Source organism: Bradyrhizobium sp. BR 10289 (genome assembly GCF_019455385.1).
Classification (GTDB): domain Bacteria; phylum Pseudomonadota; class Alphaproteobacteria; order Rhizobiales; family Xanthobacteraceae; genus Bradyrhizobium.
Genome location: NZ_JACOFR010000001.1, coordinates 336,477 through 349,718, shown reverse-complemented (window position 1 = coordinate 349,718; position 13,242 = coordinate 336,477). Strand labels below are relative to the sequence as shown.

Sequence of the window (13,242 nt, the reverse complement as noted above, 5' to 3'; positions counted from 1 at the left end):
GGGGGGGTGGTGATGCGATACGTAGCAGCGTTATTTTACTTGGCCGTTGCCTCTGGTTTGAGCGGTTGCGCATCCATCAACTACATCGTCAACGAGTATCGAGGCGTGGAGGTTCGCGAGGTCAAGATGGCCGAGGACACCTATCGCGTGTTCGATAAGCCTGCCGAGAGCAAGATGATGGTCACGTCGAGTCTTGGGAGCGCTGCCGGACAAGGCTTCGCGAAGGGGCTCACGTTCGGAGCCGCGCAGACCGAGCCGCCCAAGCCTCTCTTTGAACGTGCCGCGTTGCAGTTTCTGACTGAGAGCGGCCGACCTGGTTGCCGTGTACTGGACGCCTATCTTCTGGCAAGCCCGCAATGGGAGGTGAAGTATGACTGCAGCCCGGTGGTAGCTGCCGCCCAGCCTCCGAGCAGCGCCCGATCGGCCCGACCGCAGCGTGAGTCGAAAAAGTAGGGGTTATGGGGGCGAACGGATGATGTGCAAGCGAAAGGCGCGCTATGTCGCCGTTGCCTTTTTAGGGGCAGCTGTGTGCTGCGAGAGCGGATGTGCCGGCACCGATAGTCACGCGCGCATTTTGGAGAACTCAAACGCGGTGAGGGTCGATCCCGCAGCGCCAGGGCTGCCATATGATTTTGTTGTATCAGTCCGAAACGTGAAAGACTTCGGTTACGATCCGGACAATCTCGAAACGCGGAACGGTCAGGCGCTGCGCTTGCTCCACGAACAGTGCCCTGCAGGGCGGGTTGTCGGGGAGACCGTGATCAACACCGGGGAATATCTCCTCGGAAATCCATCACGTACCTATGCGATCCAGGTCCGATGCAAGCCCGCCTGAGTTCGACCCGTTAGGAAGCCCGCTGGTGCGTTCTGGGCTTCGAGGCTCCCAAACCACCCGGAATCCATTGAAGTCAAAATTGAAGCGGTTTCCGCCCCGGGACGGACCTATCTAGCCCCGGACCCCAGATCCCCAACCTAGCCGGGGGCAGAAAGCCGGTTGTTTCACGGGAAACCCGGCTTCGCCAAGGGGGCTACGCCGGGGCATGCCCGGCTTTACCGGGGGAGCCCCTGACATGACGGAGTGACCATGCCCATCATCCCCGGACGCGACCCCAACGAGGCCTATGAGGTGGTCCCGATGAAGGCCGAGCCCCACGGCCCGCCGCCGACCTGGTGGACCGTCACCTGCAACGGCATCCCGGTGCACCACTTCACCGACGAGGGGCAGGCCTCCGCCGAACGGTATGCCACCGACCCGGCGTTCCGGCTGGCCAAGGAGCGGCGATATGTGCACGACAGGGACACCCGATGAAAAAGCTCACCACCGACTACGCCAATCCGGAGACCGCCGCGCGCAAGCTGGTCGAGATCGCGGGGGGCGTCGAGCCGGTCCAGGACGGCCGCATCTATATCGAGCGGATCAATGCGCCGTTCCTATTCGAGCACAAAGCCAAGGGCAGCGAGTTTGCCGCGGGCATCAGGTTCGCCGTCGAGCGCGGCTGGCTGGAGCTGCACGAGAGCGGGACCTTTGTGCGGCTCAAGAAGCCGCGTGAGGATCTGACGGCGCCCGGCTAGCGATGACATCCGCTTCCCTCAGCTTCCGCACCAGGTCCGAGGTGTCCACGACCTTGCCATTGCGGCTCAGGGGAACGTAGGCCGCCTTGCGGCCCTCGGCATCGGTCACCTCGATCAGTTGGGGCATGGTGTCCGGATACTCCCCGGCGTGCTCGCCCGTCTGGACTCGATAGCCAACGAAGCGCAAGTCCCTGCCGTTCATATAGGGATCCTGGGGCCGTTTTTCCGGCGGCATCGGCGGCAGGTCAGGCTCCATCGTGTTCTTCGCCGGCCCCATTCGCAGACGCTCGCTACGCCCCGGCGCCTGCCGCAGCTCGCGACCGGCGCTTCCGCGCGCCTTCATTTCATTGACGGCCGCGACGAGCGCATCTCGATCGAGAACGTCGAGCAGCTCGTTGATGGTGCGCTGGCAGTCGCGCTCGCCCGGTTCGATGTACCGCGCCAGAATGGCCTGGGCTTGCTGCACGGCAGCGAGCACTTGATCCTCGATCGACATCGTCGAACTCCACGCAACCCTTACCGGGCGACAATTCCAGGCGCCGGCCTCGGTTCCAGATTCGTAAATGGCCGGTCGCGACCCTATATTCCGGGCATGTTTAAGCCCTTTGAATTCTGCCTTCCGACCGCCTCCAAAAACGTCCCCACCAGCGCGGATTGGCTTCATGAGGTGAAGTACGACGGCTATCGCCTGCGCGTCGAGCGCAACGGCAAGCGCGTGCGGCTGATCACCCGCAACGGGCACGACTGGACCAAGCGGTTTCCCTGGATCGTCGAAGCGGCGCTAAAGAATCGGCACACGCAATTCGTGATCGACGGCGAAGCGGTCGTGCTGGGCGTTGATGGCGTCTCCGACTTCAATGCGCTGCACTCGCGCAAGCACGACGACGAAGTGCAGCTCTATGCCTTCGATCTGATGGCGCTCGATGGCGAGGATCTACGACAGCTACCGCTTGACCAGCGCAAGATAGATCTCGCACGACTGATGCGCGGCCGGCCGGACGGCATCTTCGTTGCGCCCTTCGAATTGGGCGCGATCGGGCCGGACCTGTTCGGCGCCGCCGTGAGGATGGGCCTCGAAGGCATCGTGTCGAAGCGGCGAGACCGGCGCTATGCTGGGGGGCGCAGCAAGGAATGGATCAAGGTGAAGAACCGGACGCATCCGGCGATGAGCAGAGAATTTTAGCCAGGCTTATATTTTTTTGAACATTGAGCGATTGGAGGGCCTTATGACCATTAGTTCGTTCGTGCGGTCGCAAAAACCCAAAAGAAAACAGGGCCAGTGCCTCTTTTGCGATGGTGGCGTTACGAAGGAGCATATCTTCGCCCAATGGGTAGACGACGTTTTGCCGCCCGGTCCGGACGAGACATCCCACACCGCCTCATATGGCCCGCTAGCATTTCGCGGCGAGCGCCCCACTCGAAGAGACACGAAGAAGCAGGGCGACGTCACAACGATTTTCGTTCGGAAGGCTTGTAAGACATGCAATGAAGGGTGGATGCGGCTCCTTGAAGATGAAGTCAAGGCGTTCATGCCTCAAATGATTATTGGCTCTCCCTGCGTCCTCTCTAATGACAGAATGCTGTCGTTAGCGCGTTGGGCAGCACTAAAATCCATCACCGTAGACGCTAAAACGCCTGAGTACACTTCGATACCTAGGAAGGACTGTGAAACGCTAAAGACCTCCGAGCAACCACCTAAAAACTGGCTTATCTGGATCGGTAGGTGTGTCGCAGCTGGCCGCGAAGTTGGAATTCAGCACAGATTTTTAAAGAGCTACGATCCATCGGGTAATTTCGATGGAGGTCAGTCCACAACGATTCGATTGGGAGACGTGGTTGTACACGTCTTTTGCTCTCCCGATCTCATGCGCTCGGGATTCTACAAGCACTATATCGACCAACCTAAGCTGATGATTCCAGTATGGCCTCCAAGCAAACCGAGCCTAATTTGGCCGAACTCAGTTCCAGCAATGAGTGACGAGCGATGTCTAGCTCTGGAAGAGGCAATCAGAGTTTTCTCTCCTCCAGCATAAATTGCATTACGGCACGCCCCACTGAGGGAGTGGACATCCCGCTCGGCAGACCGGGAGTATGGTCCCTTTCTAGGAGAGCTTCGATGCCAGACGCCAGACACATTCCAGAAGCCGTGAAGCGAGCGGTTCGACAGCACTGCAAATTCGGTTGCGCAATCTGCGGCTCGCCGATTTGGGACTATGACCATATCGACGATTTTGCCGAGGGAGGAACGCACGATCCGGACAATCTCATTTTGCTGTGCCCGAATCATCATGGTGAAAAAACCAGAGGCATGCTGGATCGAGAGCTTGTGCGCTCGTTTCGAGCCACCCCGACTAACGCAAAAAACGAAATGTCGGGTGTGCGCACCATCCTACGTGCCAGTGACCAGTCAGCACTGATCCTTGGTGAGACAATCCTGACGTCGCGCATCGCCGAGACTGGCTACTTCACCGGCATCTGGGTAAACGGCCACATCCTACTCGGCTATCAGATTGAAGACGGACGCCTGCTGCTGGATATGACGCTCACCACCAGAGACGGAAACGTCGTGTTCGAGGTTTGCGGCGGAGAGGCCAGAGTTTCAACCGGTGTATGGGACGTCAACTGGGTTGGGAACACACTCAGTGTTAGATCCACCGACCACCAGATCGATACCCTTTTGACGTTCGGCCACAAAGCTATCCGCGTCTACAAGGGACTATTTGTGGACCGCCAAGGCTGCGGCGTTGAGGTGTTGAGCGAGCACCGGGTGGCGCTGTTGTGCAATATGCGGCCGATGAGCTGGTTTGACGGTGCTCATCTGGACGGCGGCTCTGTATCTTTTGCCTTACTCGAGCGCAACCTCGAAATCGAGCCGCCAAAGGGTGTGGTCTATTTGAGGGGCTGCTGATCGAGGCAGCCCGCATCGAGGCCCGGGTGGCTTGCTCAGAAGCGATTTCAAGGAGGCTAGCTTTGCAATGCTCAAACTCTTTCTGACCCCATCTTTCGTCACTTTCTCGTTGACGCCCGCACTTTGTCAAACGTCCAGCGCCTCGTCGCCTCCAACTCACGAATGGATTCCCATCACGGCGGTTGCTGCTCTAACGTTGTCGCTGGTGAACACCTGCATTGCGATACTCAATTACGTCGAACAGCGGCGCGACAAGACGAGGCAGACTAAAAAAGAGGAGTCGTCCGAGCGCGCAAACCGCGCGGCCGGTTTGAACGCAGCGCTCCAATTCAATCAGCAACTAGCCTTTCTGGATCAATTTCCCGGAGATATGGGAAAAATCTACACTGTTCACTGGGTAAGCGCGCTGACTGGGTTGTCCAATAACAGAGAGTTTCAATACCTGCGGCCACCCGAGATCACCTCAGGTCTCAAAGTTGCAACTCCTGAATTCAAGAGCGCCCTCCGTCAACTTCTTGAAGCGAGGAATAGGGCAAACCAAGACCCGATGCCAGCAGACGTGATAACAAGCGCGGTCGACGCTGTCGGACACCTCAGACGTCTTCGAGAAGAGCTTAGGCAGGAGATCGCGTCCGCACAGGGAACGACCACTTGGTATGGCGACTAGCACCCAGCCCCAACACAAGACACGCCATTCCCCGCTACGCGCCGAGTCTGGCGTTGTACGCCGTTGCCGCCGCGCCTGTCTGGACCATCGCTGCCGTCACTAGAAGATCGACCATGTTGTCATTTGTCCCCGGTGTGCCGGTCGCGCCGCGCGTGACTATCTGCGCCTGCGCAAGAGCTAGCGCTGTCCCCGTAAACAGGAAGCGCGTCCACGCGCCGGTAACGGTCTTGTTCTGCTGTGTGCCATTGAGCAACCGAATGCCAACGTTGTAAGACGAGACTCCATCCGTCGACCTCATATAGATCGAAAAAGTGTTCTGCACCGCCGCCGCATCCGAGGGGCGACTGAGGCTGATGAAGTCGGCCGAGGTATTCCCGGCGCCGCGGTTGAGGATGACGCGATCCGGATATCGGCCGAACGGCCCGACACCGCCGCCCTGGTACTGCGAAATGGCCTTCTGATAGATTTGTGCCGGCATCGTCCCCGGCAGCGTGTAGGTCTGGATGTTGTTCACGTTGTAGGGCGCCGGGACGTTCGCCGGCGGCGCGGAATGGAAATAGCCATCGTTCGCCACCATCAAGGTGGTGCCGGAAACATAAAGCCCTTCGATCGCTTGCGAATGATCGAGGGTGAAGCAGTTGACGAAGCGCTTTGCCACTGGATCGAACGACCAAACGGTGTCAAACGACGCATTGGCGCCGGTCGAGCACCACAAGATGTCGCGCGCAGCATCATAGTGGAAATGGTCGATCGCGCCAGTCTGGCTCGCGACGCTAATCGTGTAGATGATGTTGAACGAGCTATCGAGCTGATAAAGATTGGTGTCGCCGTTGAAAGAGGCCCAGTAGCAATTGCGCGAGGTATCCCACTCGATGCCGTTCGGTTGAGGCTTTGGCGAGGCATACTGCGCCACATGCGCGCCCGTCGCGCGGTCCCATGTGTTGTAGAAGTTCTCGGAATTGTTGGCGGTTAGCAGATACCCGGCGCCGTTGATGCAGACACCCTGGATGCCGACATGGTAGCCGACGAGCGATATCGTTGACTTGATCGTCGCTGTACCGCCTTGGAGCGTCGCGGCATCGAACTCAACGAGCGCGGTGTTGGTCTGACCATTGCCGCCGCTATCGAGGTTCCACCCGAGACATCCGACCCAGAACGAACTGCGGCCCGCGTCATAGCGAAGCGCGGTCGGCGTGAAGCCCTTCCCGGTATCTGCTCCAAGCCCCGTACCGTCCGGCGTCTGGACAGCAGAGACCTGTGTCAGCGTGTTTGTTGGCGACGGAATGGGCGACGTGTTATTGCCCGTTCCGCCTCCTCCGAGCGTCCAATGCCCCGCGAAGTCCTCGCACCACGACATCAGATTGGCGGCCAGCGGGATGCTCGCTCCCCCAAGGGATTCCGTCGCTCCCGGCGGCATGGTCACCGGCGCCGCGAGCGCGCGCGTCAGTCGTTGCGAGATGCTAACCACTGAAGACGCCGCAGGTGTTCTTGCCGCGGCTCTGCGGATCGAGGACTCTCGTGAAGCGGTACGTGCCCGGCGCCACGATCATCAGCGCGGGCTTTTGATACGTGAGGCTGTCAACCGGGAAATATTCGCCGTTGTCGGCCTTCAGAAAGATGTCGACACGAGCCGCGCTGTCGATCGCAGGTCCCGCTGCCGACTTCAGGCAAACGGTGAGCGTCGAGCCTGATGCCACGACCTGGTCGGCCGAGCTTGCGGCAGTGTTTCCGATCGCGAGGATCTCGGTAGGCATCGCGCAATGCTCCAGCGTTGATGGCGAGCGTTGCGCTTACAGTTACGGCGTCGGCGTCAAATTTTGGACCCTGACACGTGTCAGGGTTACGAACACCGCGTCGGTCCGTCCATTGTGGCCGCATGTCGGGACAAAACACAAGCACAGCTTTCCACGTCGTTCTCGCGCACAGCAAGGCGCCGGATGTCGTGCTCGGCGCCGGAATTGAAATCGCCTTCAACAGCGAAGGCGGCGGCGCGGCAGAGTGGATCATGCTGCTGCCGATCGATGCCAAGGGCCTCGTGCCCACAAGGGACGGGCGCGGTCCGTATCGCGTCGCCGATGCGGCGAAGCTCGCCGCGTCGGCCCTCTCGGCGCATAGCGGTCGCATTCCGATCGACGAGAACCACGCGACTGATCTCGCCGCCCCCGAAGGCCGGCCCGCACCGGCGCGCGGCTGGGTCACCACCATGGAGGTCCGCGCGGGCGGCATCTTCGGCAAGGTCGAGTGGTCGGCGCCAGGCGCGACGCTTATGGCCGAACGCGCCTATCGCTTCATCTCGCCGGTCCTGATCTGCGACGCGCAGAACAACGTTCTCGACATGCCGCGCGCCTCGCTCACCAACACCCCAAACCTGCGCGGTATGGCCGCGCTCAATTCGGAGAACGACCAGATGGACTTGCTCGCCCAGCTTCGCGCCGCCCTCGGCCTCGGTGATGACGCCGACGCCGCTTCGGTCGTCACCAAGGTCAAGAGCATGTGCGGCACCGACGCCGCTTTGCAGTCGATCGCGAAGGCGGCGGGCCTCGAAGCGAACGCGACGAGCGAGTCCATCATCACCACCGTCACCACGCTCGCGACCGTGGGCAAGGAGAACGGTGCGACCACGATCGCGGCGCTGCAGAGCGAGATCAAGGATCTCGGCGGCCGGCTCGAGGCGGCCACCAAAGCAACGGCGATCGAGAAGGCGACCGCCTTCATCGACGGCGCCATTCGCGAAGGCCGCGTCGGCGTGAAGCCGCTGCGCGAGCACTACATCTCGCGCCATGCCGCGGGCTCCGAGGCCGCAGCCGCCGTCGAGAAGGAAATCGGCGCGTTGCCGAAGCTCGGCGGCAACGGCGCCGTGCTGCCCGTCGAGCCTCCGGCGCCGAAGGACGGCAAGATCGCGCTCAACGCGCAGCAGAAGGAAGCCGCGCGGCTGCTCGGCATCAAGGAAGACGATTACGCCAAGACGCTCGCCAGCGAAGCTGCGGGCGTCTGAGACCCAAACACACCCAAACGTCACGACCTGACCGGAGCCCTTCATGACCGCCTTGACCGCCGACCGCATGACCCAGCGACGCGAGAAGCCAATCCATCATTATGATGTGAAGGCCTCGACCAAGATCTGGATGGGCGCGCTTGTCGTGCTCAACGCCGGCTACGCCCAGGGCGGCGCGACGGCTACCGGCCATATCGCGGTCGGCCGGGCCGAGCACTATGCCGACAATTCGGCGGGCGCGAACGGCGACATCAAGATCAAGGTCCGCGCCGGCGTGTTCAAGTGGAACAACTCGTCGTCGACCGACACCATCACGCGCACCGAGATCGGCTCGGATTGCTACATCGTCGACGACAACACGGTCGCCAAGACGAACGGTTCGTCGACGCGCTCGGTCGCCGGCAAGGTCGTCGATGTCGACAGCGACGGCGTCTGGGTCGCGACCGGCCCCGGCAACGTCCTCTGATCCCCGGCATCTTCTCGCTCCATCACACAGGCAGCATCACAACATGATCGTCAACCGCCAGAACCTCGACGGCCTCCGCGTCGGCTTCAAGACCACCTTCCAGAACCAGCTTCAGCAGACCGCGACGCTCTATCAGCGCGTCGCGACCGTGGTGCCGTCGACCGCCAAGAGCGAGACCTATGGCTGGCTCGGCAAGATCCCGAACGTCCGCGAGTGGCTCGGCGAGCGCATCGTGCAGAACCTCTCCGAGGCGAGCTACTCGATCAAGAACAAGCCGTTCGAGTTGACGATCGGCGTCGACCGCGACGATATCGAGGATGACAATCTCGGCATCTACACGCCGTTGTTCGCGATGTTCGGCGAGTCCGTCGCCGCCTGGCCGGATCAGCTGATCTGGCCGCTGCTGCTCGCGGGCTTCGCCACCAACTGCTACGACGGCCAGTTCTTCTTCGACACCGACCATCCGGTGCTCGACGCCAGCGGCAACCCCACCCAGGTCGCCAACACCGACGGCGGCGCTGGCACGCCCTGGTTCCTGCTCGATGTGTCGAAGGTGCTCAAGCCCCTGATCTGGCAGCTGCGCAAGTCGGGCCAGTTCGTCTCGCTCGACAACCCGACCGATGAGAATGTCTTCAACAAGAAAGAATTCCTCTACGGCTGGGACGGCCGCGGCAACGCCGGCTACGGCCTCTGGCAGTTCGCCTGGGGCTCCAAGCAGACGCTCGATGCTGCGCATTACAACACGGCGCGCTCGGCCCTGATTGCAATGAAGGGCGATTTCGGCCGGCCACTGAACGTGCTCGCCAACGGCACCAAACCGCTGCTGGTCGTGCCGTCGACGCTGGAAGGCGCGGCCCGCCAGCTGATCGAGGCCGAGCGCAACGCCGACGGCTCCAGCAACATCTGGTTCGGCACCGCCGAGATCCTCGTCTGCACCTGGCTCGGCTGATCTGCCGAGCCGACCCTGAGGTAAATCATGGCGAAGAAACCCGACAAGCCGGACGCCGGCGCAATGCAGAAGGTGATCGACGAGCTGCGCGAGCAGCTCGCCGCGGCCACGGCCGGTACGGCTGTCGCACAGCTCGAAGCCGAGAAGGCCGCGCTCAAGGCCGATCGCGACCAGGTCATGACTGATCTCGCCGACGTCAGTGCCAAGCTGGAGGCGTCGATCGCCGAGCGGACCAAGCTCGCCGAGGCGCTCGAAGATGCGCGGATCGAATTCCGCAACTTGCAGAATTCCGGTGTGCGTGCGGTTGCTCCCGCGGAGCCTGCGCCGGTGCTGGCCATCACCGGCCCCGCGATCGAGGTCCGCACCAAGCCTGGTCGTCAACAAACGCGCTACCGCGCCGGCCGCGCGTTCGGCCCGCAGCCGGTTCCGATCGCTCTCGCGGATCTCGCCGAGGGCGACCTCGACAAGCTGATGGGCGATCCCGAGCTCGTCGTCACCACCCACAAGCCCAGTCAGGAGGCCTGATGTCGTTCTTCACCACTTTCACCGGCCGCTCACGCACGCACGCCCTTCAGCTACTCGAAAAGCAAAAGGCGCACCTCCCGGTACCCGTTTTCGACTACATCGCCATTGCGATCAACAACCTGCCGCCGCCGAGCCGCGAGTCGTCGATGGCCGTCCGCGTCAAGGCGCAGGGCCATCTCTGCTCCGGCGGCGACGGGCCATATTCGACTCTGTCGATCGAAGTCGAGCCGCTCATCATCCCGGACTGACGTCCGGCTTTGCGGGGTAGCGCAGCCAGGTAGCGCAATCGTGGAATTCGCACCGATAGGTCGCTGGTTCGAATCCGGCCCTGCAACCAGTTTCGAATTCGCGTGCCGTGCCGATCACCCGCAACTGATCGGGTCCTGACAGACAGCGGCGCGCGTCTCCATCGGCCGGCGGTATTCGCCTTTCAGCCGCCGGCCGATGGTTCTGCTTCACGGGGACGCATCAGAGCGATTCAATGACCGCCACTTCATCACAGCGCGAGCCACGTGAAGTCGTCGTCGATCATGGCGACGGCACGGTCTCGCCGTTGATGGAGGCGAAGTTCCTTGAGCTGATCGACGGCATCGTGCGCGCTCGCCGTGCGGGCGATGTCATGCGCGAGCTGCGGACGCTCACGCCGATCCGGGACATGATCCGATGACCTACGCCAGCCAGTCCGACCTGGTCGAGCGCTTCGGCACGTCCATGCTGATCGACCTGACCGACCGCGCCGACCCGCCGGCCGGCGCTATCGATGCCGACGTCGTCGCCAAGGCGCTGGCCGATGCCGACGCCGCGATCGACGGCTATCTGCTCGGCCGCTATCTGCTGCCGCTGGCTTCGACGCCGGCGCTGCTCAACGACCTCGCCAAGGCGATTGCGATCTACAAGCTGCATCGCGATTCCGTGTCCGACAAGATCCGGGCCGACTACCAGGACGCGCTGAAGCAGCTCGGCCTGATCGCCAGCGGCACGCTGCGCCTCAACGTCGCCGGCGTCGAGCCGGAGAGCTCCGGCGCCAGCGGCGTCCGCACCACGGACCGTTCGCGCGACTTCACGCCCGACAATCTGAAGGGCTTCATCTGATGAGCGGCGCATCCTTCACGGTCGACCTGCGAGACGAGGAAGCAGCGCTCGCCGATCTTGGCGCGCTGATCGGCCGCCTCGACGATCCGACGCCGGCCTATGAGGATATCGGCCAGGCGCTGATCACGTCGACACACGACCGCTGGGAGCGGAGCGTCGCGCCGGACGGCTCGCCCTGGCCGCCCTCGCTCCGCGTCATCGCACACGGCGGCAAGACCCTGATCCTGTCGTCGCGCCTGTTCCGCTCGGTGACCGCGAACGCATCCCGGAACGGCGTCGAGGTCGGCACCAACGTCGTCTATGCCGCGATCCATCAGTTCGGCGGAACGATCCAGAAAGCCGCGCGCACGGCCGTGCTGCACTTCAAGACCAACAAGCGCACCGGCGTCTCGCGATTTGCCAAGCCCGGCAAAGCCGATCGCGCGCGCAAGGCCGAAATCGGCGCGCACAGCATCGATATGCCGGCGCGTCCGTTCCTCGGTCTCGACGAGGACGATCCACGCACCATCGCAACCATCGTCGAGACGTATCTGTCGGCCGGAGGCCAGCTGTCGTGAGCACGCTGGAAAGCCTCGTTGCGGTGAGGATCTCCGACCAGGTGCCGGCGCTGCAAGGGCGAGTCGACGACATCGCCGTGTTCGCAGCACTTGTCGAGGCCGGCGCGCTTCCGGAGCACGAGGTCTGTGCTTTCGTCGCACCGCTCGGCCTCGACGCCAGCGCCGGCCAGTCGGCGGTCAACGTCCATACGCAATCGTTCGAAGAGACGATTGCGGTCATCATCGCCGTTAAGGCGCGCGGCGACGTCAAAGCGAAGAAGGCTCTGCCGACGATCGGCCAGCTGAAGGACGACGTGATGAACGCCGTCACCGGCTGGGCGCCGAACAACAATGTCGGCGTGTTCAACCTGCGGCGCGGCCGGCTGCTGTCGGCGCTAAAGGGTCTCGTCGTCTACCAGCTCGAATTCGCGCTTCTTGACCAACTGAGGATCGTCTCATGAGCGACGCCGCCAAACAGGAACAGCCGACCGAGGGCGGCAGCTACACCCGCCAGCCCAACGGTTCGCTTGTTCGCAATGAGGAAAAGCCGGCGGTCAAAGAGCCCAAGGCGGCAAAGCCCAAGAAGGAGAACTGAGCCATGGCCATTTTCTGGCGCCTGATGGTGCTGCTTGCCAAGATCGAGACCACCTATGCGACCGATCCGACGCTGACCGGCGCCGCGAACGCGATCCTTGCCAAGAACGTCTCGATCAAGCCGATGGAAGGCAACGACGTCTCGCGCGACCTGGTGCAGCCGAACTTCGGCAACCAGCCTTCGATCCCCGCGGATCTGCACGTCGTGATCGAGTTCGACACCGAGCTGGCCGGCTCCGGGACCGCCGGCACCGCGCCGGCCTGGGGACCGCTGCTGCGCGGCTGCGGCTATGCCGAGGTGGTCTCGGCCGGCGTCTCGACGGTTTATTCGCCGATCTCGACGGCGATCGAGAGCCTCTACATGAAGTTCTGGATGGGCGGCACGCTGCACGCCATCAAGGGCGCGCGCGGCACCGGAAAGATCACGACGGACGCGCAGGGCATTCCGATGGTGCACTGGACCTTCACCGGCCTGTGGACCGCGCCCAGCGAGGTCGCGGCCGCGAGCCCGACGCTGACCGGCTTCAAGAAGCCGCTGATCGTCAACAAGACCAACACGCCGACCTTTACCGTCAACGCCGTCCCGTTGGTCATGCGCAACTTCTCGCTCGACCTCGGCAACCAGGTCGAGCCGCGCATGCTGGTCGGCAGCGAGTCCGTGCTGATCACCGACCACAAGGAGCAGATCGACTTCACCTGCGAGGCCGTTCCCGTCTCTACGCTCGACATCTACGGCCTCGCCAACTCGCAGGCCACGGTTGCCGTCAATCTGGTGCACGGTCTCACTGCCGGCAACATCATCACCATCGCGGCACCAACCGCCGAGTTCAAGCGGCCGACCGGCTACACCCAGAACCAGGGCATCGCCGAGTGGCCGCTCTCGATGCTGTGCCTGCCCAACGCCGGCAACGACCAGGTCTCGATCACGCTCACCTAAA

20 protein-coding genes and 1 tRNA gene are annotated in these 13,242 nt (G+C 62.5%); 18 read left to right on the top strand and 3 right to left on the bottom strand.

Features of this window, described 5'->3' with window-relative positions; translation table 11 throughout:
- Nucleotides 1–12 precede the first annotated feature (12 nt).
- The 3 genes from HYH08_RS01750 to HYH08_RS01740 all read left to right on the top strand — a co-directional run bounded on the left by HYH08_RS01750 (nucleotide 13) and on the right by HYH08_RS01740 (nucleotide 1,572).
- A complete protein-coding gene (locus tag HYH08_RS01750) occupies nucleotides 13–453 on the top strand; it encodes a hypothetical protein (protein WP_220008008.1) in 441 nt (146 codons plus the stop codon).
- Between the two features lie 631 nt (nucleotides 454–1,084).
- On the top strand, nucleotides 1,085–1,309 hold the full coding sequence (locus HYH08_RS01745) for a hypothetical protein (RefSeq protein WP_220008007.1): 225 nt from the start codon (nucleotides 1,085–1,087) through the stop codon (nucleotides 1,307–1,309).
- Nucleotides 1,306–1,572 carry a hypothetical protein gene (locus HYH08_RS01740; RefSeq protein ID WP_220008006.1) on the top strand — a complete coding sequence of 89 codons (267 nt, stop codon included), beginning with the start codon at nucleotides 1,306–1,308 and terminating at the stop codon, nucleotides 1,570–1,572. The genes HYH08_RS01745 and HYH08_RS01740 overlap by 4 nt, the downstream gene beginning before the upstream one ends.
- On the opposite strand, the gene HYH08_RS01735 is transcribed toward HYH08_RS01740, so the two are convergent.
- Nucleotides 1,535–2,068, bottom strand: a complete 534-nt coding sequence (locus HYH08_RS01735) for a hypothetical protein (protein WP_228747459.1) — start codon at nucleotides 2,066–2,068, stop codon at nucleotides 1,535–1,537. The two genes, HYH08_RS01740 and HYH08_RS01735, sit on opposite strands and share 38 nt — an antisense overlap.
- 96 nt (nucleotides 2,069–2,164) lie before the next feature.
- Between HYH08_RS01735 and HYH08_RS01730 the strand changes: the two genes are divergently transcribed.
- From HYH08_RS01730 to HYH08_RS01720, 3 genes are all read left to right on the top strand, one after another.
- Entirely contained in the window at nucleotides 2,165–2,755 is a 591-nt protein-coding gene (locus HYH08_RS01730) for an ATP-dependent DNA ligase (RefSeq protein WP_220008338.1), read from the top strand.
- 933 nt (nucleotides 2,756–3,688) lie between these two features.
- Nucleotides 3,689–4,480, top strand: a complete 792-nt coding sequence (locus HYH08_RS01725) for an HNH endonuclease (protein ID WP_220008005.1) — start codon at nucleotides 3,689–3,691, stop codon at nucleotides 4,478–4,480.
- Between the two features lie 67 nt (nucleotides 4,481–4,547).
- Nucleotides 4,548–5,147: a hypothetical protein gene (locus HYH08_RS01720; RefSeq protein WP_220008004.1), complete on the top strand. Its 600-nt coding sequence runs from the start codon at nucleotides 4,548–4,550 to the stop codon at nucleotides 5,145–5,147.
- 34 nt (nucleotides 5,148–5,181) lie between these two features.
- On the opposite strand, the gene HYH08_RS01715 is transcribed toward HYH08_RS01720, so the two are convergent.
- The gene (locus HYH08_RS01715) at nucleotides 5,182–6,615 is read right to left on the bottom strand and encodes a hypothetical protein (RefSeq protein ID WP_220008003.1); all 1,434 of its coding nucleotides are present in this window, start codon (nucleotides 6,613–6,615) and stop codon (nucleotides 5,182–5,184) included.
- Complete coding sequence (locus HYH08_RS01710; RefSeq protein WP_220008002.1) at nucleotides 6,608–6,901, bottom strand: hypothetical protein; 294 nt, start codon at nucleotides 6,899–6,901, stop codon at nucleotides 6,608–6,610. Before HYH08_RS01710 ends, HYH08_RS01715 begins: the two co-directional genes overlap by 8 nt.
- Nucleotides 6,902–7,023: 122 nt before the next feature.
- On the opposite strand from HYH08_RS01710, the gene HYH08_RS01705 reads away from it, so the two are divergent.
- The 12 genes from HYH08_RS01705 to HYH08_RS01650 all read left to right on the top strand — a co-directional run bounded on the left by HYH08_RS01705 (nucleotide 7,024) and on the right by HYH08_RS01650 (nucleotide 13,241).
- Complete coding sequence (locus tag HYH08_RS01705) at nucleotides 7,024–8,142, top strand: phage protease (protein WP_220008001.1); 1,119 nt, start codon at nucleotides 7,024–7,026, stop codon at nucleotides 8,140–8,142.
- A gap of 43 nt (nucleotides 8,143–8,185) precedes the next feature.
- A complete protein-coding gene (locus tag HYH08_RS01700) occupies nucleotides 8,186–8,608 on the top strand; it encodes a hypothetical protein (RefSeq protein WP_220008000.1) in 423 nt (140 codons plus the stop codon).
- A 43-nt stretch (nucleotides 8,609–8,651) separates the two neighbouring features.
- The gene (locus HYH08_RS01695) at nucleotides 8,652–9,557 is read left to right on the top strand and encodes a Mu-like prophage major head subunit gpT family protein (protein ID WP_220007999.1); all 906 of its coding nucleotides are present in this window, start codon (nucleotides 8,652–8,654) and stop codon (nucleotides 9,555–9,557) included.
- A 27-nt stretch (nucleotides 9,558–9,584) separates the two neighbouring features.
- Nucleotides 9,585–10,082 (top strand): hypothetical protein, encoded by a 498-nt coding sequence (locus tag HYH08_RS01690; protein ID WP_220007998.1) that lies wholly within the window; start codon nucleotides 9,585–9,587, stop codon nucleotides 10,080–10,082.
- Nucleotides 10,082–10,330 carry a hypothetical protein gene (locus tag HYH08_RS01685; protein WP_220007997.1) on the top strand — a complete coding sequence of 83 codons (249 nt, stop codon included), beginning with the start codon at nucleotides 10,082–10,084 and terminating at the stop codon, nucleotides 10,328–10,330. Before HYH08_RS01690 ends, HYH08_RS01685 begins: the two co-directional genes overlap by 1 nt.
- 10 nt (nucleotides 10,331–10,340) lie before the next feature.
- A tRNA-OTHER gene (locus HYH08_RS01680) sits at nucleotides 10,341–10,419 on the top strand.
- Between the two features lie 144 nt (nucleotides 10,420–10,563).
- Nucleotides 10,564–10,749 carry a hypothetical protein gene (locus HYH08_RS01675; protein WP_220007996.1) on the top strand — a complete coding sequence of 62 codons (186 nt, stop codon included), beginning with the start codon at nucleotides 10,564–10,566 and terminating at the stop codon, nucleotides 10,747–10,749.
- A complete protein-coding gene (locus HYH08_RS01670; RefSeq protein WP_220007995.1) occupies nucleotides 10,746–11,174 on the top strand; it encodes a gp436 family protein in 429 nt (142 codons plus the stop codon). Before HYH08_RS01675 ends, HYH08_RS01670 begins: the two co-directional genes overlap by 4 nt.
- Nucleotides 11,174–11,731 carry a phage virion morphogenesis protein gene (locus HYH08_RS01665; protein WP_220007994.1) on the top strand — a complete coding sequence of 186 codons (558 nt, stop codon included), beginning with the start codon at nucleotides 11,174–11,176 and terminating at the stop codon, nucleotides 11,729–11,731. Before HYH08_RS01670 ends, HYH08_RS01665 begins: the two co-directional genes overlap by 1 nt.
- Nucleotides 11,728–12,171 carry a phage tail terminator protein gene (locus HYH08_RS01660; RefSeq protein WP_220007993.1) on the top strand — a complete coding sequence of 148 codons (444 nt, stop codon included), beginning with the start codon at nucleotides 11,728–11,730 and terminating at the stop codon, nucleotides 12,169–12,171. The genes HYH08_RS01665 and HYH08_RS01660 overlap by 4 nt, the downstream gene beginning before the upstream one ends.
- Entirely contained in the window at nucleotides 12,168–12,305 is a 138-nt protein-coding gene (locus tag HYH08_RS01655; RefSeq protein ID WP_220007992.1) for a hypothetical protein, read from the top strand. The genes HYH08_RS01660 and HYH08_RS01655 overlap by 4 nt, the downstream gene beginning before the upstream one ends.
- A 3-nt stretch (nucleotides 12,306–12,308) precedes the next feature.
- On the top strand, nucleotides 12,309–13,241 hold the full coding sequence (locus tag HYH08_RS01650) for a phage tail tube protein (RefSeq protein ID WP_220007991.1): 933 nt from the start codon (nucleotides 12,309–12,311) through the stop codon (nucleotides 13,239–13,241).
- The last annotated feature ends 1 nt before the right edge of the window (nucleotide 13,242 follow it).

Bases quoted from the DNA above. Each gene is read 5' to 3' on its own strand.
- HYH08_RS01685 (WP_220007997.1), top strand. From the start codon at position 10,082: ATGTCGTTCTTCACCACTTTCACCGGCCGCTCACGCACGCACGCCCTT.
- HYH08_RS01705 (WP_220008001.1), top strand. From the start codon at position 7,024: ATGTCGGGACAAAACACAAGCACAGCTTTCCACGTCGTTCTCGCGCAC.
- HYH08_RS01745 (WP_220008007.1), top strand. From the start codon at position 1,085: ATGCCCATCATCCCCGGACGCGACCCCAACGAGGCCTATGAGGTGGTC.
- HYH08_RS01695 (WP_220007999.1), top strand. From the start codon at position 8,652: ATGATCGTCAACCGCCAGAACCTCGACGGCCTCCGCGTCGGCTTCAAG.
- HYH08_RS01690 (WP_220007998.1), top strand. From the start codon at position 9,585: ATGGCGAAGAAACCCGACAAGCCGGACGCCGGCGCAATGCAGAAGGTG.
- HYH08_RS01725 (WP_220008005.1), top strand. From the start codon at position 3,689: ATGCCAGACGCCAGACACATTCCAGAAGCCGTGAAGCGAGCGGTTCGA.
- HYH08_RS01665 (WP_220007994.1), top strand. From the start codon at position 11,174: ATGAGCGGCGCATCCTTCACGGTCGACCTGCGAGACGAGGAAGCAGCG.
- HYH08_RS01730 (WP_220008338.1), top strand. From the start codon at position 2,165: ATGTTTAAGCCCTTTGAATTCTGCCTTCCGACCGCCTCCAAAAACGTC.
- HYH08_RS01670 (WP_220007995.1), top strand. From the start codon at position 10,746: ATGACCTACGCCAGCCAGTCCGACCTGGTCGAGCGCTTCGGCACGTCC.
- HYH08_RS01740 (WP_220008006.1), top strand. From the start codon at position 1,306: ATGAAAAAGCTCACCACCGACTACGCCAATCCGGAGACCGCCGCGCGC.
- HYH08_RS01700 (WP_220008000.1), top strand. From the start codon at position 8,186: ATGACCGCCTTGACCGCCGACCGCATGACCCAGCGACGCGAGAAGCCA.
- HYH08_RS01675 (WP_220007996.1), top strand. From the start codon at position 10,564: ATGACCGCCACTTCATCACAGCGCGAGCCACGTGAAGTCGTCGTCGAT.
- HYH08_RS01710 (WP_220008002.1), bottom strand. From the start codon at position 6,901: ATGCCTACCGAGATCCTCGCGATCGGAAACACTGCCGCAAGCTCGGCC.
- HYH08_RS01650 (WP_220007991.1), top strand. From the start codon at position 12,309: ATGGCCATTTTCTGGCGCCTGATGGTGCTGCTTGCCAAGATCGAGACC.
- HYH08_RS01655 (WP_220007992.1), top strand. From the start codon at position 12,168: ATGAGCGACGCCGCCAAACAGGAACAGCCGACCGAGGGCGGCAGCTAC.
- HYH08_RS01735 (WP_228747459.1), bottom strand. From the start codon at position 2,068: ATGTCGATCGAGGATCAAGTGCTCGCTGCCGTGCAGCAAGCCCAGGCC.
- HYH08_RS01750 (WP_220008008.1), top strand. From the start codon at position 13: ATGCGATACGTAGCAGCGTTATTTTACTTGGCCGTTGCCTCTGGTTTG.
- HYH08_RS01720 (WP_220008004.1), top strand. From the start codon at position 4,548: ATGCTCAAACTCTTTCTGACCCCATCTTTCGTCACTTTCTCGTTGACG.